Consider the following 19,826-nt stretch of genomic DNA (forward strand, 5'->3'; position numbering starts at 1 on the left):
CAGTATTGTTGAATGTGAAAAAATGAGCTGCCAAATGGCATGGGCATGAACTGTGTCAGGAGTTCGTCGCCGGTCTTTTTCGGGGTCAAATAAAGCGATCGGAGCGGGAGTGCCAGAACTGGATAGTGCGCCGCTACGTTGTGCCAAAGCTGGATAGTTCGGCACCAAATGGCTTCATAGAATGAAACCAGGTCAATCCGGGGGGATTGGCATCCGACTGTGTGGGAAACACAGCGGCTTTTATTTCTATGAGAGAGACAAGTCATGACTCAAAACAGCACCCCACCCTATATCGACATTGAAAAACGCATCGACAAGGTACGCGACGAATACGCGCTGGTTGAAGGCCACTTCGATACGTCCGAGGAAACCTCCCCCTGGATTCCTTTCGGCCCCAATATCTGGCTGCGTCACCTGAGCTTTGATATTCGCAACAACACCTCGGTGCACATCATGCGCGCTGACAAAGGTGGTTCTTTGGGGCGTCATCGCCACCGCGCTGTGGTGACCGGCTACATTCTGTCCGGCAGCCTGCGCTACGAGGAATACGATTGGGTGGCCCGCGCCGGTCATTACATCCACGAAAGCCCCGGTCGCACGCACACCCTGGTGTCCGACGAAGGCATGGAAACCCTGTTCCACCTGGGCACGCCCATCGAGTTCCTGGACGAGAACGACAACATCCTGGAAATCATTGATGTGTTCTGGATGATCGACCACTACACCAGCTACTGTAAGAAGCACAATCTGCCCATCAACAAGTCCATGTTCATCTAAGACTGTTTGATGCTTGTGTGCCGTGTCTGCCCCGTTTGATGGGGCAGTTCCTTGAAGCGTTGCTGGTAGTAGGCAGAAAACCGCCCCAGATGCCCAAAACCATGCGCCAGTGCCACCTCGGTGACGTTGGGGCGGGGCCGGCTTTGCAGCACCTGATGGGCGGCGTCCAGACGCAGATTGCGTACCCAGCTCATGGGGGACTGTTTGTAGTGACGACGGCACAGCAGATGCAGGAAGCGGGGACTCACACCCGCTGCCTGCGCCAGATCATCTAGTGAGATGTTGCTGTGCAAATGCGCCAGCACATAGTTCCTGGCCTGGAGCAGACGCATTTGCCCTGCCCGGGCTGCGGCTCCCATGGATTCATCCACCAGAGCCTGCACAGCCTGTTCGTCGGCGGGATGACACAGCAGGAATAAAGCCAGGCTGCTTTCAATATGCTGCGTCCAGTTGGCTGGACGGTCGCCATGTTGCGCCGGTAGCAGAAGCAGGTGTTGGATGAGGTTGGCCCATTGCGGGCCCATACAGGGGTCTAGCTTGTAGACACAGCCTCGGGTCATGCCCTCTTGTGCCAGCGTCTGATGGCCCACGCCATCAAACAAGCTGTAGGGGATCTTCACGATCAGCTGTTCGCAACCGGCTTGCCACAAGGTGCGCACATGGTGGCGAGGGGATACCACCGCAATATCGCCGGGATAGGCGGTTAATCTGTGATGGCCATCGCTGATGAATTCGGCCGTGCCTTGCAAGGGCATTTGCACCAGACAGAAGTCCCCGAAGGCATCGGCCTGGATTTCCACTTCGGCACCGTAGCCCAGTCGCATCAGGCTGATCTGATCAATATCGCGACGGTACAGGCTGGTGTTGATGCGCCCGCGACCCCAATGCAGGGCATGCCGGGAAATGGCCCGGCTAAGCGGCTGATGAGACAGCTCGGCGCTGTGCGAATGAAAGACTGGATGACGGTACAACACCGACAGATCCAAGCCATTTTCTGCCGACATTGGGAACCCCTTGTTCCAGAGCATAAGGATGCGCGTGACCAGTGCCTAGTGTAAAAGTTGCGCGGCTGGGCGGGCATGGGGGCTATCCCTGATCGGGGATTTTTGGTTTCAGAATATTCTTTATTTACAGAGGGATAGCCGGTTTTTTTATTTTATTTAAGTTTAAAATAAGCATTCTGATTCTTGATGCTGTGGTTGAGGCTTGAAGAAGTTGGCAGCATGAACTTTATCGCCCCTGTGCCCGATCCCCTTTCAAGGTCATGACAGCGCTTTCCACTGTCGCAATCATCTTGCCGTCTTCGCGCTGGATTTCACAGTGGTAATGGCTGATGCTGCGTCAGCATGCTCTGCTGAAAGGCGAATTGCAGGATTTCGCTGTTGGAGCGCGGGGGACTTTGCATCTGTATGCGAATACGGCGGCCTTAACCGAGTTTCTACCGTCGCGCTTGGCTCCCTGGCTGGCACGGTGCCCCAATCTGCATATCGAACTGAAAGAGCGTACCAGCGCAGATATTGTGCGTACGGTTGCCGCCGGTTTGGCCCAGGCCGGTGTGGTGTCGGATGCAGTGCAGGCACCGGGGCTGATGCTGGAGCCGGTGGCCAAGGATCATCTGGTACTGATTATGGCTGCGGCTCACCCTTTGGCGGCACACAGCAAATTGAGCTTGCAGGATGTTCTGCATGAGCCCTGCGTGGGCCTGGGGATTGTGCCGCGAGGCGTGGCCAGCAGCCGCTACAGGCGTCGCCATGGCTTTGTCGCGCGGCCTTTGAGCGACTCCTGGGCCAAGCGCTCCTTGTGCCTGTGTTATCAGGACTGGGGCGCCCTATCCAAACCCATGCAGCGCTTGTTGCAGCATTTGGGGTCTAAGGAGACTGTCTGAGCCCACCTTTTTTGTGAAAACGTGTTCACGGAGCTGCATGCTTTCCAAGCCGCCAGGGGGCAGATGCCAGGCGTAAGGTTCGTGCTGGTTTCCGCATTTGTTGGCGGACTCAGCGATCTGTTTTTCTATTGGTGGTGCTTTGCAACTCTGTCGTTTGATGACTGGCTCTAATGCCGGAGCTCACCTTCCTTGTTTTCGCTTAACACCCTAGTGGGCCAGGCTGACAAACAGTGAGCGGCCGGTGACCTTATTCCAGCCCTTCCAGTTTGCTGGCAACAAGCGGCTCTTGCGATTCTGCTGGCTCTGCCAAGTTGATCTTCACTCCAATATCGGCCGGTTTCGCGTAGTGCAGGCTGCTGGTCACCAAGGCATTGACACCTGTTGCGGCATAGGCGGCTGCGTTACCTGCATGAATCCCGCCCGCTGCCAGAATGGTGACGTTGGGATGCGCTTTGCGCAGCGCAGGCACAATTTGTGCCAGGGTCTCGGGCGGGATTTTGTCGAACTGCACCACGTCCGCACCCGCCTGAGCCGCGCTATAGGCTTCATCCAGATCTGTCGCTTCGATCACGATTTTCTTTTCGCACAAGGCGTATTTGTGACGGGCAATCGCATGGCCCACCTCCTCCCAGCCACCCATCAGCGCGCGGTGCTGGGGGAAGATCAAAATGGTTTCGCCCAGTCCCAGCCGATGCGGCATGGCTCCGCCCGATAGTGTGGCTTTCAAGGCCAGCTTGCGTACCCCAGGCGCATGTTTGCGAGTGGTCAGCACAGCCACCGAGGCATTTACCGTTTGCACGGCTTGCACGACTTGATGTGTCAGGGTGGCGATGCCGCAGGCAAACTCCAGCAGGTTCTGGCCGACCTTCCAGGCGCGCAGCAAGGCTTTGGCGGGGCCTTGTGCCAGCAAAATGGTCTGGCCGGGCATCGCTGCCACGCCGCTGGGGGTGTAGTGCTGAGTCTGGCCGCCGCAAGAGCGCACAATCTCGGCCACCTCCTCAGTGCCTGCCACGCGGATATGGTCACGCACGACGTAACGCAGTGTGGTGTTCTGGTTGTGCAGTCCCAGCATGTGGCTGGTCAGATCCAGGTAGGAGGCATCCTCGCCAATCCATTGGTCGATTTGGCTTTGTTCAAAAAAAACCGTCATTTTTGATTCCCGTAGCGCCGCAGCGCCCAAAAGCAGGCTAATGCCGTCAGCCCCAGCAAGCAGGACAGCGCATTGGCACAGTCTGTGTCGCCATCCAGGACGGCGTTGTAGATAGATAAAGACAGGGTTTCGGTACGACCCGCGATATTGCCACCCAACATCAGCGAAATGCCCACTTCTCCCATGGCCCGTCCGCCTGACAGAATCAGTCCGGTGGCCAAGGCAGGACGCAGCAAGGGCAATTCCACCCGGAAGAAGTAGGACCAGGTGCCGTGGCCCAGTGTGGCTGCTGCTTCACGCAGCCGTGGCGACAGGCTGTTCATGCTGTTTTGCACGGGTTTGACCATCAATGGCAGCCCGGCGATAAAGGCGGCGATCAGCAAGGCCGCAGGCTGAAAAACAATATTGGGTGACCAGCCGGTGGCACTGGCCAACCAGCCCTGCCTGCCCAGGGCAAGCAGCAGCAAGTAACCGATAACAATCGGTGGGAAAACCAGCGGCAGGCTCACCAGTGAATCGAGTAATCCGTGGCCTGGGAAGCGCTTTCTGGCCAGTACCCAGGCCAGGGTTACCCCCAGAACCAATTGGGCCACCAAGGTGGCAGTCAGCACATATACACTCAGGCCCAGCGAGCTACTGGAGCAGCTCATCCAGGCGGACATCACAGGCCGTGGCGCTCAAGAATGGACTTGGCCTTGTCCGAGCCCAGGAACTGGGTCCAGGATTGCAAGGCAGGGCTTGCAGGACGGTCCTTGAGCACGGCCAGGCTCAGATCAATCGGGTCGTGACATTGGGCTGGCATGGGCAGGATGGTACCCAGCTTGTCCTTGTGGGCCAGCGCTTCGCTGCGGTTGATGAAACCGGCGTCCACCTCGCCATTGAGCAGGTAGGTGGATACCTGCGGCAGCATGGCGACTTCAATGCTGCGACCCTCGGCCTGGATTTTTTCGCGTTCCATGCAGGTGGTGGCGGCGCGGCCGTAGACAGTTTTCTTGGCATCACCAATGGCAATGCGGGCATAGCTGGGCTGCTGCAAGTCCTGGATGGAATCAATGGTCTTGCCCTTGGGCACGGCCAGCATCAGGGCACCCTGGCTGATGTTCACGAACTGCTGGGCAATGCCCATGGGCTCCAGAAAAAAGCGGTCGCCAATAATGGCAGCAATGTCTGGATTTTGCTCGCTCTGGGCGCGGACCTGCTGCATATTGCCAAAGCTGCTCTCTACCGTCAGGCCTGTTTCTTTATTGAAGGCTTCCATCAATTCCGTGACGGGCTTGCGGTAGCCTGCGCCAGTAGCGATTAGCAGGTCGGAAGCGTGAGCGGTGGTGGTGATGGCCAGCAGGCAAGCGGCGGAAAACAGCAAAGATTTCATGGGGTTTCCTGTCGGTCAAAATCGTTATGAGTTCGAGTTTATAACGAGATGAGGCAAACAGGGATGTTCGCCAAGCTCCGAAGCCGGAGCCCCGAGACTCAAACCTGCTTGAAAACTTGGAAATGCTGCTTGTGCCGAGCGACGATTCAAATTCCTCTTTGCCGCAAAGCTGGAAACAGGAGACGAAAAAAAATCCCCATCCTGAACCAGCAAGATGGGGATTTTGGGGGTACTGTTACCCGGAGGTGAACTCCGGGCAGTATGGTGTGCTTCAGGCTTGAGCGGCTTTGAAAGCCAGACGCCATTGGTGCAGCAAAGGCTCGGTGTAGCCGTTAGGCTGTTCCAGACCCTTCAGAACCAGATCTTGAGCAGCGCGGAAGGCAAAGGAGCCTTCAAAGTTGCCGGCCATGTTCTGGTAGGCTGGGTCCCCCGCGTTTTGCTGGTCCACCACAGCAGCCATGCGCTGCAGGGTTTCAACCACTTGTTCGTGGGTGACGATGCCGTGCAGCAGCCAGTTGGCGATGTGCTGGCTGGAGATACGCAGGGTAGCGCGGTCTTCCATCAGGCCCACGTCGTGGATGTCCGGTACTTTGGAGCAGCCCACGCCCTGGTCAATCCAGCGCACCACGTAACCCAGGATGCCCTGAGCGTTGTTGTCCAGTTCTTCCTGGATTTCCTTGGCGGACCAGCTGGTGTCAGTGGCCACAGGAATGGTCAGGATGCTGTCCAGGTAGTCGTTGGTGTCGCCTTCCAGACCCTTCTGGACGTCGACCACGTTGACTTGGTGGTAGTGCAAGGCGTGCAGCGTGGCAGCGGTAGGCGATGGCACCCAGGCGGTGTTGCCACCGGCCTTCACGTGACCAATCTTCTGTTCCAGCATTTCAGCCATCAGGTCAGGCATGGCCCACATACCTTTACCGATCTGGGCACGACCACGCAGACCGCATTGCAGGCCGATCTGAACGTTGTTGCGCTCGTAGGCAGGCTGCCAGTCAGCTTGTTTCATGTCGGCCTTGCGCACCACGGCACCCGCTTGCATGCAAGTGTGGATTTCGTCGCCCGTGCGGTCCAGGAAGCCGGTGTTGATGAACACGACACGCTCGGTGGCCTGGGCAATAGCTGCTTTCAGGTTCACGCTGGTGCGGCGCTCTTCGTCCATGATGCCCAGCTTGACGGTGTTGGGAGCCAGACCCAGCAGGCTTTCCACACGGTCAAAGATCTCGCTGGCAAACGCCACTTCGTCAGGACCGTGCATTTTGGGTTTGACGATGTACAGCGAGCCGCTGCGCGAGTTTTTCTTCAGTTCCAGATCGCGCATGCCGATCAGGGTGGTGATCACGGCGTCCAGAATGCCTTCAGGGATTTCGCGACCTTCGCCGTCAATGATGGCGGGGTTGCTCATCAGGTGACCGACGTTACGCACGAACATCAGGGAGCGGCCAGCCAGAGTCTGGGTAGCGCCTTTCAGGTCGGTGTACTGGCGATCGTCAGCCAGGCGGCGGGTAAAGACCTTGCCGTCTTTCTTGATTTCTTCGGTCAGCGAACCGGTCACCAGACCCAGCCAGTTGCGGTATGCCAGGACCTTGTCGTCGGCGTCCACGGCAGCCACGGAGTCTTCGCAGTCCATGATGGTGGTCAGTGCGGCTTCCAGAACGATGTCTTTCACGCCAGCCGGGTCGGTCTTGCCGATGGGGCTGTTGGGGTCGATCTGCAGTTCAAAGTGCAGGCCGTTGTGCAGGAACACGATGGCTTCAGGCGCATCGGGCTGACCGCGGTAACCCAGCAGGGTCGAGGCGTCTTTCAGACCGGTGGTGCCGCCGTTTTCCAGGGTGACACGCAAAGCGCCGTCAGCGATGGTGTAGGAGGTAGCCTGATCGTGGCTGCCTTGAGCCAGAGGAATGGTGTCGTTCAGGAACTGACGGCCAAAGGCGATAACCTTGGCACCGCGCACGGCGTTGTAGCCACCGCCACGCTGAGCACCGTCAGTGTCAGGGATGGCGTTCGTGCCGTACAGCGCGTCGTACAGACTGCCCCAGCGTGCGTTTACGGCGTTCAGCGCGTAACGTGCGTTCATGATGGGCACAACCAGCTGAGGGCCACCTTGTTCGGTGATTTCGGTGTCGACGTTGGCCGTGTTGACCTTGACGTTGGCAGGCGCTTCTTTCAGATAGCCGATGGAGCTCAGGAAGCTCTTGTAGGCAGGCATATCGGTGATGGGGCCTGGGTTGGCCGTGTGCCACTTGTCCAGTTCGACTTGCAAGCGGTCGCGTTCGGCCAGCAAGGCGCGGTTTTTAGGTGCCAGATCATGGACCAGCTTATCGAAACCAGCCCAGAAGGCTTCGGAGGAGATACCTGTGCCGGGCAGGGCTTCTTGTTCGATGAACTGATGAAGCACCTCGGCGACTTGCAGTCGCTGGCAGGAGATTCGAGTGGTCATGTGTACCCTTGCTGATAGTTAAAAGTGATTCGGTACAGTGGCAGGCCAAAACGGCCTTGCTAACTGCAATTACCTGGTCAAGAGCACTTTCAGATCTTGCTGAAATCGCGGGTGACAAGACCCACGCGGCGCCAAGACACAAATGACATCAGAGGGCGAGCAAATGCTTGAAGCGAACATCATTAAAATACGCTAACCCATTGTAAATTAGCCTAAATACAAGCTAATTTGCGCGATGACGAGCTATGTCTCACACGCATGCCGAGCACACTGCCAGGTTGGATAACTTAAATTATGAAGGACTGACGCTAGCTGGATTTAATACTAAAAGTATTAAGACTACATACTTAATGTATTTACTGGATTTGGGCAAGTCTTATATATGAGGTAGAAGACGTGCCTGACTTCCACTTGCCATCATAAGCTGCCTCATCTGGTCCCGCTTGAAATACCTGATATGCCCGCCAAGCCGCTTGTCTAGCGCCATTAGCATAAAAACAGGGTCTTGGGTCAAGGGCTTGCGCCAGGGCTCGACCTGCCTGATCCCGGAAAAATGGAATTTGCCCAAAACCGGGGTAAAGCTGCCTGTTTAAATGGGGCCTGTGAGTAAATTCAGTCTCAAAACTAACGATAGTCGTGTCCATTGTGCGGACAGTAGGGCTTGTGATTCAGTCAAAAACCAGTAACGACATTTGCTTTGAGTGGGACTGGGTCTGGGTTGCCTTGCTCGGATATGGCAAGACGCTGGGGCGCTAGGCGAGCCATTGCAAAGGTATATGGTTGATGGCTTTAAGCGCAGGCGAAACCGATAGCCGAACATCTGTATTGGGGAGCGATGGTTCGCGAAAGCGGCAGACGGTCAGGCCTGTCTGTTCGGCTGGTACATGAGCGTCAGAATCAGGCGGCTGAATTTGTCATGGAGTCGTGTAGGAGGCGGAACAATAAACAGCTTATGATGCTTGCAGATCTGCTTGTCTTTGTTTCCCCTTGGAATACTTGTTATGTCTGATCCCAGCGGTTTTTCTCGTATCACGTCCACGCCGGAGCTGATTCCATTCAATGGCTATCAGGATGCCGGCCAGGCTTTGGAGCAGCTGCGCCATATTTACGACCGCAACACCGCTTTTTTGCGCGACTCTTTTGCCCAGTGTCTGGAAACCGGATTTCCACGCGGGCAGCGCTTCAGAGCCTGCTACCCTGCAGTGCGTTTGCGCGTCGATACCTATCAGGAAGTGGATAGCCGCCTGTCTTATGGGCATGTGGTCGAGCCCGGCGTGTACATGACCACCATTACCGCTCCTGGCCTCTATCACGATTACTTGCTGGAGCAACTGGAACTGCTGCTGCGCAATCACGGTGTGCAGGTGGAAGTGGGGGAATCCTCCGTGCCTATCCCGCTGCATTTCGCCCTGAATAATGGTGTGCAGTCCACGGTGACAACCGTGCCTGAATCGCCCGGTGACACCTTGCGCGATCACTTCGATGTACCGGATCTGGCGTATATGGACGATGCCATCGTCAACGGTACGTGGGAGCGCGTGCATAACGAACCCTTGCCGCTGGCGCCTTTTACTGCGCCGCGTATCGATTACTCCTTGCATCGTTTGCAGCACTACAGCGCTACTCGTCCCGAGTACTTTCAGAACTTTGTGCTGTTCACCAATTATCAGTTTTATGTGGACGAGTTCTGCCAGTGGGCGCGTGAAGTGCTGCAGGCGGATGATCAAGGCTATATAGATCTGGTGGAGCCGGGCAACATCATCACTCCGGCGGGTGCGAATGCATCGACAACCGGTTCGCCTTTGGCTCGCGCGCCGCAAATGCCCTCGTATCACTTGCGCCGTGCCGATCATTCCGGCATCACCCTGATCAATATCGGCGTGGGGCCATCCAATGCCAAGACCATTACCGACCACGTTGCCGTTCTGCGCCCTGCTGCCTGGCTGATGCTGGGCCATTGCGCCGGTTTGCGTACTACTCAGCGCTTGGGTGATTACGTACTGGCACATGGCTATGTGCGTCAGGATCACGTGCTGGACGAGGATTTGCCCACCTGGGTGCCTATCCCTCCTCTGGCGGAAATTCAGGTCGCCCTGGAGCAAGCCGTGGCCGAGGTGGCCGGGCTGTCCGGCTGGGAGTTGAAACGCATCATGCGTACAGGCACGGTGGCGTCCATCGATAACCGTAATTGGGAATTGCGTGACCACCACGAGCCGGTGCGGCGCTTGTCGCAGTCGCGGGCGATTGCGCTGGATATGGAGTCCGCCACCATTGCTGCCAATGGCTTCCGTTTCCGTGTCCCGTATGGCACCTTGCTGTGCGTGTCGGACAAGCCCTTGCATGGCGAGCTGAAACTGCCGGGCATGGCCAGCGAATTCTATGCACGTCAGGTTGGCCAGCATCTGCATATTGGCATCCGGGCGCTGGAACTGCTGCGCGAGATGCCCAAAGAAAGGCTGCACTCGCGCAAGCTGCGCAGCTTCCTGGAAACGGCGTTTCAATAAGATATTGCAGGCCTTGTTAGTGCCTACGCTCCTGGGTGGGTTGTTGGCTCGTAGCGCTGACAAACTACCTTTAGTGGCTTAAGAAATAGGCCGTGCTACCAAGTGGAGCACGGCCTCTTGGTTTCTTTGAGGACAGCAGATACTCATATGGTTAAAGCGTTTCAAGATTTTTATGCCGACAACTTCAGCCATTGCTACGGTTGTGGCAAACATAATCCCGACGGGCATCAGCTTAAGAGCTACTGGGACGGCGACGATACCGTGGCCCGCTACACCCCCAAGCCGATTTACAGCGGTGGCGTGCCCAACCATGTATACGGCGGCTTGATTGCTTCCTTATTGGACTGCCACGGTACTGCTTCTGCGGCAGCCTTCATCTATAGGGATCTGAATATCGAGATGGGCACCAGCGAGGAGCCAATTCGCTGTGTGACAGCCTCCCTGAAAGTGGAGTTTCGGCGTCCCACTCCAATGGGGACAGAGCTGACGGTACAAGGCAAGCTGCGTGAGCTGGATGGACGCAAGGTCTGGGTGGACCTGTTGCTTAGCGCGAATGGCGAAGTTTGTGCGACGGGTGAAATGCTGGCGATACGCTTCAAGGAATAAGCGGGATTTTTTTGGGGCTCAGCGGTCAACGTGCTTTGAGACGGTGTCTTGGACTTGCTGATCGCTCAGAAGGAAGCTGGTTTTTGATATTTGTAGGCTGTAAAGAATGCCCTCAGGTTGTGCCGCCGATTTATGGCATTTCTTTCTTCGAGGGTAACCCGGAGGTTGAAAGTATCCCCACGCTGCGCTCGTAGGCTGCTGCTTTCATGAGGTTTGTTTTGTGCGGGGCAGCCAGACAATAAAAAAGCCGGGCCCATTCAGGCCCGGCTTTCAGTCTTTCAAACCCAGCTAATTAGCGGCTGGCAGCAATCGCGTCGCGTGCTTTCTTCACCAGATCTTCACCAATGGTCTTGGTCCACTTCTCGACCACGCCTTCGGTTGCCTTGGCAAAGGCAGCATGTTGCTCTGGAGTCAGGCTGGTGACCTTCACACCGTGGCTTTCGATCTCTTTGAGCAAGGTAGGATCTTCCGCCGTGATGCCGGTACGGGCAATCACGATTTCACGTTTACCGGCTTCAATAGCAGCTTCACGCACGATCTTCTGGTCTTCCTCGCTCCAGGATTTCCACACGTCGCGGTTCACCACAAACACCAGTGGGTCAGACACGTAGTTCCACAGGGTCAGGTACTGCTGCTGCACGTCGTACAGCTTGGCACCGGCGTAAATGGACAGGGGGTTTTCCTGGCCGTCTACAGCCTTATTAGCCAGTGCAGGTTGTGCATCTGCCCAGCTCATTTGCGTGGGGTTGGCACCCAGGGCGCTGAAGGTGTCCATGTACAGCGGCGAACCGACCACGCGCAGTTTCAGGCCCTTCATGTCTTCAGGCTTGGTCACTTCGTGCTTGGAGTTGCTGAGCTGACGGAAACCGTTTTCACCCCAGGCCAGAGGCACCACACCGGCTTTCTCGATGTAGCCAAACAGGTCCTTGCCCACTTCGCCGTTGATCAAAGCGTCGGTGGCTTTGGCATCCGGTTGCAGGAATGGCAGGGAGAACAGGTTCAGCTGCTTGATCTGGGGGGACCAGTTGATGGTGGAGCCCACGGCCATATCAATCATGCCTTGGCGAATGGCAGTGAACTCGCGTGTCTGGTCGCCTTGTACCAGCGAGGTGCCGGGGTAGATCTTGATATTGATGCGGCCATCGGTGCGCTCGCGCACCAGGTCGGACCAGATCACCGCCCCTTGGCCCCAAGGGAAAGTAGTACCCACCACGATGGACAGCTTGTACTCGGATTTGTAGGCGGCTTGGGCAGCGGGAACCACGGCCAGGGTGGCGGCTGTACATGCCAGAGCGGCCAGAATGTGACGTAATTTCATGGGTCAGGTCTCCCTTTCTATGAGTTGTGTTTCAGTCTTGTGGTTTTAGTTAAAGCCCAGGTAGCGCGGCAGCCACAGGGCAATCTCGGGTTGTGCGATAACGAGCAGCATGGTCGAGCCCATGCCCAGTAGCAGCCAGCCTACCCAACGCAGGGTGCTTTCCATGGGGACGCCCGCGATACGGCAGGCGACCATCAGGTTGACGGCGACGGGTGGAGTGAACTGGCCCAGAGCCACGTTCAAGGTCAGCAGGACCCCGAACCAGACGGGGTGCCAGCCAAAGTTGTAGGCAATAGGCATGAACAGCGGCACGAAGATCAGGAAGATCGAGATGCCATCCAGGAACATGCCCAGCACAATCAGCATGACAATCATCAGCGCCAGAATGCCGTACTCGCCCAGACCGGAATTGATGATGGCATTGGTGACGGGGTCGATAATGCTCAGGGTGGACAGCGCCCAGGCAAAAATACCGGCCAGTGCCACAACCATCATGATGACGGCTGATAATTCGGCGGCTTCCCGCAGGATCAAGAAAAGATCGCGGAACTTGATGGTGCGATGGATGACCATGCCCACGAACAGGCCGTAGAACACAGCCACTACAGCGGCCTCAGTAGGGGTGAACAGACCCAGGCGCATCCCGCCCAGAATGATGACCGGGGCAATCAGGCCCCAGGCGGCTTCTCGCAGGCTGCGCCAGAATGGCGGACGTGGCAGCTCGGCTTCGGCCAATCCCAGCTTGTGACGGCGCGATAGCCAGATGGCCGGAATAATCAGGCCAATCCCCGCCAGAATGCCGGGGAACATACCAGCCGCAAACAGCGCGGGTACGGAGGCTTCGGGCACCAGCACCGAGTAAATAATGAAGGCGATGGAAGGGGGAATCAGAATGTCGGTGGCAGCACCCGCGCCCACAATACTGGCCGCAAAAGGACCGGGATAGCCCGCGCGTTTCATGGCGCCGATCATGACCGCGCCCACGGCAGCGGCGCAGGCCGGGCCGGAACCGGAAATGCCACCCAGGAACATGGCCACGCCAATGGCAACAACGGGCAGCATGCCAGGGCCGCGGCCAACCAGCGCTACCGCAAAGTTCACCAGACGGCTGGCTACGCCCGAGCGGTCAAAAATGGAACCCACCAACACGAACATGGGAATGGCCAGCAAGGGGTATTTGGCCAGACCGGCATAAAAGCTTTGCGGCACGGCCATCAGGCCAAACCAGTGCGTATCCAGGTTGGACATCAAAATCGCAAAGGCACCACCTATACCCAGAGACACGCCCACCGGCACGCCCACCAGCATCAGGCCGATGAAGATGACAAACAGCAAGGTTGCAATCATGATTTAGCCTGCCAACGACGCACCCACATGCCCAGCAAACGCAGGCTCAGGGTAGTGGACAGGATGGGCAGCCACATGCTGTACCACCAGGTCGGGACACCAATGGAGGGCGAGGTATCGCCCCACTCGAACTCGTCCAGGGCCATGCGGCCGGACAGAATGGCCATGCCGACAAAGAACAGCAGGCTCATGCCAATGCCAAACAGGGCCAGGCGGCGTTGACGACGCACCGTGCCCGCATCGGCAAAGACTTCAATACGAATGTGCAAGTGGCGCACACAGGCGCTGGCACCGGCATTCATGGTCAGGACCACCAGCAGAAAGATGGAGATTTCCTCGGTCCAGGCAAAGGAGCTATCGGTCAGATAGCGCACAAACACGTTGGCAAAGGTAATTAAAGCCAGGGTCGCCATGATCAGGACCGAAGCCCAGTCCTCTATTTGCAAAGGAATACGCAGGCCGGATTCGGCGGGCGAGGCGGCGGGATTATCGGGTGTATCTGTAGAACTTGAATCCATGAGGTCTGTCAGATTTGGCAATAAAGCTACATGCTAGCGGTCAAAGACGGGGCTGGCAGTGAGTAATTTCCCCCGGTGCAATAGCACCCGCGGGCCATCATTGGCCTGGGGAGAGACGATAGGGATGGGGGCGAGGGCACACGCAATATGGGGGTTGGTGCTTCGCCTAGCTGATGAGGTCTGAAACCTGGCCCGGCACGACAGATGGGCCTGTGTGTGGCGCTCTGATAGGCCCGGCTGGGGTGTTGCCGGGCTTGCTGTGCGGGTGATTAGCAAGGGTGCAGGCTGCCGGTGAGGCAGCCTGGGCTAATGCAAGCTGGGGGACAGCTTACTCTTTTTTACGGTCCTTTTTCCCTTTTTTGCCTTCTTTGTCCTTTTTGGAAGGCTTTTTGTCTTTATTTTTATCCTTGTTTTTGGCTTTTTCTTTTTTCTTCTTTTTGCTCTTCTTATCCTTTTTGCCTTTCTCGCTTGAGGATTCTTTATCGTTATCCGCGTCCTCATCTTTATCCTGATCGGACTCGCCCTTTTCTGCCTGCTTAATGGCAGTGGCCTTCAGATCAGCGGCTTTTTGTTTGGATGAAACCGGCGTTTTGCGGGCCTGTTCCATTTCCGCATCCAATTCTGCGGCCACTTCGCGTAGCTCGTCGGCAACAGCCTGGGAGCGATCTGATTGCAGGGCAATCATGGTGCCACGGCACTGGGGAGCGCCACACAGGCAGCGGTAGTTCTGCTTGAGCTCCTCGGTAATTTCATCGTCGATGACCAGCGAGTAGTCATACAAAAGCTCTTCCCCGGCAGGAATATCGCGCATGGCCACAATAAAGACGCGCGAGCCATCGGCGTTCTCGTGACCTTCACAGTTGGGGGCGCAAGAGTGGTTGATCCAGCGTGAATCATTGCCTCCCTGACCACCGTCCACGATTTTGCCATTGCTCAGTGCAAAGAAAAAAGTGTGGAAAGGCTCATCCGGATTGACGGGGAACAAGGCATCGGCCTGTTCCGGCGTAAGCCGCTTGCCAGCATATTGCAGGATGCGCGTTCCGGCTGGAATATCGCGTAGCGCAAAGACGCCATTGCCATGCAGTTTGGATGGTTTGACGACGTGCCAGGGTTGGCGTTGAGTGACCATGGGGAATCAGCCTGTAAAAGGGGATAAACTGGACGGCGATCTCTATCTTACAAAACATGCAGGGCTACGCAACCATGTCACTTGAAACGACCGCCCACAACGGCGCGCAAATCTTGCTCGAAACCTTGATCGCTCAGGGTGTAGATACCATTTTTGGTTATCCTGGCGGAGCGGTGTTACCGCTCTATGATGCTCTTCATGCCCAGCCGCGAATTCGTCATATTTTGGTTCGTCACGAGCAAGCTGCCGTACATGCGGCCGAAGGCTATGCCCGCAGCACCGGCAAACCTGGCGTGGTGCTGGTGACATCAGGCCCCGGTATGGCCAATACCACCTCCGGTTTGCTCGATGCCTTGTGTGATTCTATTCCTGTCCTGTGTATTAGTGGTCAAGTAGCGACCACCGCAATTGGTACCGCCGCTTTCCAGGAGTGCGATGCGATTGGCATTTCCCGCCCTGTGACCAAGTGGAATGCCCAGGTTCGTCGTATTGAAGACGTGGCCTCCCTGACGGCCAAGGCCTTGCGCCTGTGTACCCAGGGCCGCCCCGGTCCGGTGCTGCTGGACTTCCCCAAAGATATTCAGATCGCCACCCTGCCCGCTGCCAGCAGCGACGCGCCGGCCCAGGACGAGGCTGACAGCCTCTTGGCTCCTGCCGCTCCGGCCTCTGCCCAGGAAGCGGCGATCAAACGCGCCGCCGCCATGATTGCGCACGCTCGCCGCCCCGTGTTTTACGGTGGTGGTGGCCTGATCAACTCCGGGGCCGATGCCAGCCACGCCTTCACCAGCCTGGTTCAGGAAACTGGCGCACCTTGCACACTGACCTTGATGGGCCTGGGTGCCTACCCTGCACGTGATGAGCAGTTCGTGGGCATGTTGGGCATGCACGGCACGCTGGAAGCCAACTTGGCCATGCACCATGCGGATCTGATTATCTGTGTGGGCGCTCGCTTCGACGACCGCATTACCGGCCGTCTGTCCGATTTCTGCCCCCATGCCAGCAAGATTCATATTGATATCGACCCCGGTTCCATCGACAAGGTGGTGCGTGCTGATGTGGCTCTGGTGGGTGATTGCTATCCCCTACTGCGCGCCCTGCGCAAAGAGCTGTCGCATCACGAATTGCCCGAAGGTCGCTTGAAAGATTGGTGGCAGCGCATTGGCGTGTGGCGTGCTCAAGAGTGCTTGAAAGTGACGCCTCATAGCGACGCCATCTTGCCGCAGCACTTGCTGCAACGTCTGGACGCGCATCTGGAAGGCCGTGATGCCATCGTCTCTACCGATGTGGGCCAGCACCAGATGTGGGCTGCGCAGTACATCAAGTTTGATCGTCCTCGCCGTTGGCTGACTTCGGGTGGAGCCGGCACCATGGGTTACGGCGTACCTGCTGCGTTTGGGGCGCAGATTGCGCATCCGGACAAGCTGGTGGTGTGTGTCAGTGGTGACGCGTCGGTACTGATGAATATTCAGGAACTGGCCAGCGCTGTGCAGCATCGCACGCCGATCAAGGTGATTCTGTGCAATAACCGCCACATGGGCATGGTGCGCCAGTGGCAAGAGCTGATTCACGATGGTCGTTACAGCCACAGCTACAACGAAGCCATGCCCGATTTTGTGGCCTTGTCGCGCGCCTTTGGTTGGGAAGCCGAACGCGTGGAGCATCCCGATCAGCTGGATGCGGCGCTGGAGCGTTGTCTGGCCCACGATGGCCCGTTCTTTCTGAACGTGGAAGTGCTGGCGCTGGAAAACTGTTTCCCCATGATGCCAGCAGGCTATGGCCATCAACAGGTCATGTTGTCCGAAGATAACTGGTACGTAGAAGAATAAGGTGCCCGGCTGGGACACAGGCGTAAAAACCCCTATGTCCCAGCCCGAGCACTACGCATTAAATACACTGATCCATTCAGACAGGAGGGGCATGCATGATGTACCGTCACATGAAGAACCGTCTTTTGGCCGCAGGTTTGATGCTGGGCTTGGGCCTGGTGGCGGGAGCGGCCACGGCCCAGACTTCCTTGAAGCTGGCTTACGCTTTGTCCACCAGCTCTCACTATGGTGCGGGTGCAAAAGCCTTTGCCAGTGCCTTGGAAAAGGACGGCAACTACACCATCGAGGCCTTTCCCAACAGTGCCTTGGGCGGCGAGCGTGAAGTTATTGAAGGCTTGCAATTGGGCACGATTGATCTGGCCATTGTCTCTACCGGCGCAACCCTGAACTTTGTGCCCAAGACCGGCGTGTTCGATATTCCTTTCCTGTTCCGCGACCTGCAGCATGCCCGCCATGTACTTGATGGCAAGATCGGTCAGGACATGCTGGCTGAATTTCCCAAACGCGGGATTGTGGCGCTGGCCTGGGGCGAGCAAGGTTTCCGTCACCTGACCAATAATGTGCGTCCTGTCACCACCCCGGCTGATGCCAAGGGCCTGAAGATTCGCACCACAGAGAACCCCATCCATATTGCCGCTTTCCGTGAAATCGGTATTCTGGCTACGCCTATGGCCTGGCCGGAAGTGGCAACCGCACTGCAACAGGGCACCATCGACGGTCAGGAAAACCCCTTGTCCGTGATTGTGTCGGCCAAGCTGCCGCAGCTGCAAAAGTATTTGTCGCTGACTGCTCACGTGTATGGCCCGGCCTTGGTGCTGATGTCTCCGGCGGTGTATGACGGCTTGTCCGATCAGGACAAGCAGTTGATGAAAGATGCCGGCGTAACGGCTGCCCAGGCCATGCGTGATTACGTGGACGACATCGAGAAAACCGGCGTGGATGCCGTCAAGGCTGAAGGCATGCAGGTCAATGCAGTTGACCATGCCGCGTTTGCCAAAGCGGTAGAGCCTGTCTATCCCCAGTACTACAAACAGTTCGGCCAGGAGCTGGTCGAGTCTATCCGTCAGACTCAGTAAACGGCATTCATCATGAAAGCTCTGTTGTCCGTTCTGGATAAGGGCCTGTTTCGTCTGGTGTCCTGGGTGACGCAGTTGCTGCTGCTCTCGGCAGTGGCGGCTGCGTTCTATCAAGTGATCGCTCGTTTCGTGCTCCAGTCGCCCGCCGACTGGAGCGAGGCCTGGTCACGTGCCGCTCTTATCTGGACAGTCATGCTGGGCCTGTGTCTGGCCTTGCGTCAGGGCGCCATGCTAAGCGTGGATGTGTTGCGGCTCTGGGTCGGCAAGCGGACGCAGCATTGGCTGGATGTGGCCGTGCTGATTACGTGTCTGGCTTTTTTCGGCCTGTTGACCTGGGTCGGCATTCAAATGACCTGGCGGGTGCGCTTTCAGACCATGCCTAGTCTGGAGTGGTCCATTTCCTGGGTGTATATCGCGATCCCGATTGGTGCCGTGCTGGCCATTTTGGGCCTGCTGGCCCGTTGGCTGGAGAAACCTGCGCCTGCTGTGGTCGATAACACGCAGCTCTAATTCAAGACCTGATTCCGTGCCTGTAAAGCACCACCGAACTCTCGATGCCTTACGGGCATCTGTTTAGACCGGAGGCCGTATCGTGTCCCAGATCATGCTTGTGTCCATGCTGCTGTTTTTTGTATTGACGGTGCCCGTGGCGATTGCCGTGGGGCTGGCCAATATGGCGGGGGTAGCCTGGGAGGGGCGCATGACTTTTCTGGTCATCGCCCAGCAGTTGTATGCAGCTCTGGACAAGTATCCTCTGGTTGCTGTGCCCTTCTTCATTCTGGCAGGCAACCTGATGGAGTCGGGCGGCATGTCCAACCGTATGGTGGAGTTTGCCAAAAGCCTGGTGGGGGGTGTTCAAGGGGGCCTGGCTTGTAGCTGTGTGCTGACCTGCATGATTTTTGCGGCAGTGGCCGGTTCCAGTGTGGCAACCACTTTTGCGGTCGGGGCAATTCTTATCCCTGCCATGGTCCGGCATGGCTACCCGGCACCGTTCGCGGCATCCTTGCAGGCCTCAGCGGCGGAGCTGGGGGTGATCATCCCGCCGTCCATTCCCATGATTCTGTTTGCCGTATCCACGGACACGTCGGTAGGCGAGCTGTTCGTTGCAGGTATTGGCCCTGGCTTGCTGATCGGCGGCGCCTTGATGCTTTATGTGTGGCTGTATGCACGTCGCCATGGTCTGGGTTTGCAGGACGGCGTGGGTCGTTTGGGTGTCTGGACGGCATTCCGTCAGGCGTGGTTGGCCTTGTTGATGCCGGTGATTATTCTCGGCGGGATTTACGGGGGTATTTTCACGCCTACCGAGGCTTCGGCGGTGGCGGTAGTCTATGCCTTGATCGTGAGCATGTTTGTCTATCGCAGCGTTAAATGGGGCGACTTGTCCAAGGTGCTGCATCGTTCCGTGGTGTCCACGGCGGTCATCATGTTCATCATCGCCAATGCGGGTGTGTTTGGCTTCCTGCTCAATCGCACCGGCATTCCGGCTGCCATGGGGATCTGGTTGGGGGAATTGTTCAGTAGCCCCATGATGTTTTTGCTGGGTGTGAACGTGGCCTTGTTTGTGGTGGGCATGTTTGTCGAGACCTCGGCCTCGATTGTGGTGCTGGCACCGCTCTTGCTGCCGGTGGCCATGCAGTTTGGCATTGATCCGGCGCACTTTGGCATCATCATGGTGGTCAATCTGGCGCTGGGAATGGTGACTCCGCCCTTTGGCGTGAACCTGTTTGCCGCCTGTTCAGTGGCCGGGATTTCTTTGGAAAAACTGATACGTCCCCTGCTGCCTTTTGTAGTCGTCATCCTGGCTTGCTTGATGCTGATCAGCTATGTGCCAGAAGTCAGTTTGTGGGCGCGAGACCTGGTGTACCGTTGAAGAATCGTCTG

At 57.2% G+C, this 19,826-nt stretch carries 17 protein-coding genes; 8 read left to right on the forward strand and 9 right to left on the reverse strand.

Translation table 11 applies throughout. The features are described 5' to 3' along the window. Positions 1 to 264 precede the first annotated feature (264 nt). Positions 265 to 777, forward strand: coding sequence for a 2,4'-dihydroxyacetophenone dioxygenase family protein (locus tag NBV64_RS00620; protein WP_009461189.1), 513 nt, complete (start codon positions 265 to 267; stop codon positions 775 to 777). Here the strand turns inward: NBV64_RS00620 and NBV64_RS00625 are convergent. Next, positions 774 to 1,781, reverse strand: a complete 1,008-nt coding sequence (locus NBV64_RS00625; protein ID WP_250756427.1) for an AraC family transcriptional regulator — start codon at positions 1,779 to 1,781, stop codon at positions 774 to 776. The genes NBV64_RS00620 and NBV64_RS00625 overlap by 4 nt on opposite strands. A 329-nt stretch (positions 1,782 to 2,110) precedes the next feature. Between NBV64_RS00625 and NBV64_RS00630 the strand changes: the two genes are divergently transcribed. Then, positions 2,111 to 2,662 (forward strand): LysR substrate-binding domain-containing protein, encoded by a 552-nt coding sequence (locus tag NBV64_RS00630; RefSeq protein ID WP_250756429.1) that lies wholly within the window; start codon positions 2,111 to 2,113, stop codon positions 2,660 to 2,662. Positions 2,663 to 2,909: 247 nt separating this feature from the next. Here the strand turns inward: NBV64_RS00630 and modD are convergent, their stop codons facing one another. From modD to NBV64_RS00650, 4 genes are all read right to left on the reverse strand, one after another. Further along, on the reverse strand, positions 2,910 to 3,812 hold the full coding sequence (gene modD / locus NBV64_RS00635; protein WP_250756430.1) for a ModD protein: 903 nt from the start codon (positions 3,810 to 3,812) through the stop codon (positions 2,910 to 2,912). Beyond that, positions 3,809 to 4,462, reverse strand: coding sequence for a molybdate ABC transporter permease subunit (gene modB, locus NBV64_RS00640; RefSeq protein ID WP_250756432.1), 654 nt, complete (start codon positions 4,460 to 4,462; stop codon positions 3,809 to 3,811). Before modB ends, modD begins: the two co-directional genes overlap by 4 nt. 11 nt (positions 4,463 to 4,473) lie before the next feature. Continuing rightward, entirely contained in the window at positions 4,474 to 5,184 is a 711-nt protein-coding gene (modA, locus tag NBV64_RS00645; RefSeq protein ID WP_021447124.1) for a molybdate ABC transporter substrate-binding protein, read from the reverse strand. Between the two features lie 271 nt (positions 5,185 to 5,455). Continuing rightward, positions 5,456 to 7,621, reverse strand: coding sequence for a malate synthase G (locus NBV64_RS00650; RefSeq protein ID WP_042484830.1), 2,166 nt, complete (start codon positions 7,619 to 7,621; stop codon positions 5,456 to 5,458). A 1,001-nt stretch (positions 7,622 to 8,622) separates the two neighbouring features. On the opposite strand from NBV64_RS00650, the gene NBV64_RS00655 reads away from it, so the two are divergent. Then, the gene (locus NBV64_RS00655; protein WP_026483878.1) at positions 8,623 to 10,125 is read left to right on the forward strand and encodes an AMP nucleosidase; all 1,503 of its coding nucleotides are present in this window, start codon (positions 8,623 to 8,625) and stop codon (positions 10,123 to 10,125) included. A gap of 147 nt (positions 10,126 to 10,272) precedes the next feature. Continuing rightward, a complete protein-coding gene (locus NBV64_RS00660) occupies positions 10,273 to 10,731 on the forward strand; it encodes a PaaI family thioesterase (RefSeq protein ID WP_250756433.1) in 459 nt (152 codons plus the stop codon). A 292-nt stretch (positions 10,732 to 11,023) separates the two neighbouring features. On the opposite strand, the gene NBV64_RS00665 is transcribed toward NBV64_RS00660, so the two are convergent. The 4 genes from NBV64_RS00665 to NBV64_RS00680 all read right to left on the reverse strand — a co-directional run bounded on the left by NBV64_RS00665 (position 11,024) and on the right by NBV64_RS00680 (position 15,043). Then, positions 11,024 to 12,049: a DctP family TRAP transporter solute-binding subunit gene (locus tag NBV64_RS00665; RefSeq protein ID WP_009461178.1), complete on the reverse strand. Its 1,026-nt coding sequence runs from the start codon at positions 12,047 to 12,049 to the stop codon at positions 11,024 to 11,026. Between the two features lie 45 nt (positions 12,050 to 12,094). Then, on the reverse strand, positions 12,095 to 13,396 hold the full coding sequence (locus NBV64_RS00670) for a TRAP transporter large permease (protein ID WP_009461177.1): 1,302 nt from the start codon (positions 13,394 to 13,396) through the stop codon (positions 12,095 to 12,097). Further along, the gene (locus NBV64_RS00675) at positions 13,393 to 13,914 is read right to left on the reverse strand and encodes a TRAP transporter small permease (protein ID WP_250756434.1); all 522 of its coding nucleotides are present in this window, start codon (positions 13,912 to 13,914) and stop codon (positions 13,393 to 13,395) included. Before NBV64_RS00675 ends, NBV64_RS00670 begins: the two co-directional genes overlap by 4 nt. Positions 13,915 to 14,242: 328 nt before the next feature. Further along, positions 14,243 to 15,043, reverse strand: coding sequence for an SET domain-containing protein (locus NBV64_RS00680; protein WP_250756435.1), 801 nt, complete (start codon positions 15,041 to 15,043; stop codon positions 14,243 to 14,245). 56 nt (positions 15,044 to 15,099) lie between these two features. Between NBV64_RS00680 and ilvB the strand changes: the two genes are divergently transcribed. The 4 genes from ilvB (at position 15,100) to NBV64_RS00700 (ending at position 19,815) form a co-directional block, all read left to right on the forward strand. Further along, positions 15,100 to 16,869 carry a biosynthetic-type acetolactate synthase large subunit gene (ilvB, locus tag NBV64_RS00685; protein WP_009463611.1) on the forward strand — a complete coding sequence of 590 codons (1,770 nt, stop codon included), beginning with the start codon at positions 15,100 to 15,102 and terminating at the stop codon, positions 16,867 to 16,869. A 110-nt stretch (positions 16,870 to 16,979) separates the two neighbouring features. Next, the gene (locus tag NBV64_RS00690; RefSeq protein WP_250757274.1) at positions 16,980 to 17,945 is read left to right on the forward strand and encodes a TRAP transporter substrate-binding protein; all 966 of its coding nucleotides are present in this window, start codon (positions 16,980 to 16,982) and stop codon (positions 17,943 to 17,945) included. 12 nt (positions 17,946 to 17,957) lie between these two features. Further along, positions 17,958 to 18,455, forward strand: coding sequence for a TRAP transporter small permease (locus tag NBV64_RS00695; protein WP_009463607.1), 498 nt, complete (start codon positions 17,958 to 17,960; stop codon positions 18,453 to 18,455). A gap of 82 nt (positions 18,456 to 18,537) precedes the next feature. Then, on the forward strand, positions 18,538 to 19,815 hold the full coding sequence (locus NBV64_RS00700) for a TRAP transporter large permease (RefSeq protein WP_009463605.1): 1,278 nt from the start codon (positions 18,538 to 18,540) through the stop codon (positions 19,813 to 19,815). Positions 19,816 to 19,826 lie beyond the last annotated feature (11 nt).

The sequence above is a fragment of the Alcaligenes sp. DN25 genome (genome assembly GCF_023674485.1).
GTDB classification, from domain to species: Bacteria; Pseudomonadota; Gammaproteobacteria; order Burkholderiales; family Burkholderiaceae_B; genus Alcaligenes; species Alcaligenes phenolicus.

Bases quoted from the DNA above. Each gene is read 5' to 3' on its own strand.
- NBV64_RS00630 (WP_250756429.1), top strand. From the start codon at position 2,111: ATGCTGCGTCAGCATGCTCTGCTGAAAGGCGAATTGCAGGATTTCGCT.
- NBV64_RS00665 (WP_009461178.1), bottom strand. From the start codon at position 12,049: ATGAAATTACGTCACATTCTGGCCGCTCTGGCATGTACAGCCGCCACC.
- NBV64_RS00655 (WP_026483878.1), top strand. From the start codon at position 8,623: ATGTCTGATCCCAGCGGTTTTTCTCGTATCACGTCCACGCCGGAGCTG.
- NBV64_RS00670 (WP_009461177.1), bottom strand. From the start codon at position 13,396: ATGATTGCAACCTTGCTGTTTGTCATCTTCATCGGCCTGATGCTGGTG.
- NBV64_RS00650 (WP_042484830.1), bottom strand. From the start codon at position 7,621: ATGACCACTCGAATCTCCTGCCAGCGACTGCAAGTCGCCGAGGTGCTT.
- modD (WP_250756430.1), bottom strand. From the start codon at position 3,812: ATGACGGTTTTTTTTGAACAAAGCCAAATCGACCAATGGATTGGCGAG.
- NBV64_RS00680 (WP_250756435.1), bottom strand. From the start codon at position 15,043: ATGGTCACTCAACGCCAACCCTGGCACGTCGTCAAACCATCCAAACTG.
- NBV64_RS00695 (WP_009463607.1), top strand. From the start codon at position 17,958: ATGAAAGCTCTGTTGTCCGTTCTGGATAAGGGCCTGTTTCGTCTGGTG.
- NBV64_RS00675 (WP_250756434.1), bottom strand. From the start codon at position 13,914: ATGGATTCAAGTTCTACAGATACACCCGATAATCCCGCCGCCTCGCCC.
- NBV64_RS00660 (WP_250756433.1), top strand. From the start codon at position 10,273: ATGGTTAAAGCGTTTCAAGATTTTTATGCCGACAACTTCAGCCATTGC.
- NBV64_RS00690 (WP_250757274.1), top strand. From the start codon at position 16,980: ATGAAGAACCGTCTTTTGGCCGCAGGTTTGATGCTGGGCTTGGGCCTG.
- NBV64_RS00625 (WP_250756427.1), bottom strand. From the start codon at position 1,781: ATGTCGGCAGAAAATGGCTTGGATCTGTCGGTGTTGTACCGTCATCCA.
- NBV64_RS00620 (WP_009461189.1), top strand. From the start codon at position 265: ATGACTCAAAACAGCACCCCACCCTATATCGACATTGAAAAACGCATC.
- ilvB (WP_009463611.1), top strand. From the start codon at position 15,100: ATGCAGGGCTACGCAACCATGTCACTTGAAACGACCGCCCACAACGGC.
- modA (WP_021447124.1), bottom strand. From the start codon at position 5,184: ATGAAATCTTTGCTGTTTTCCGCCGCTTGCCTGCTGGCCATCACCACC.
- modB (WP_250756432.1), bottom strand. From the start codon at position 4,462: ATGAGCTGCTCCAGTAGCTCGCTGGGCCTGAGTGTATATGTGCTGACT.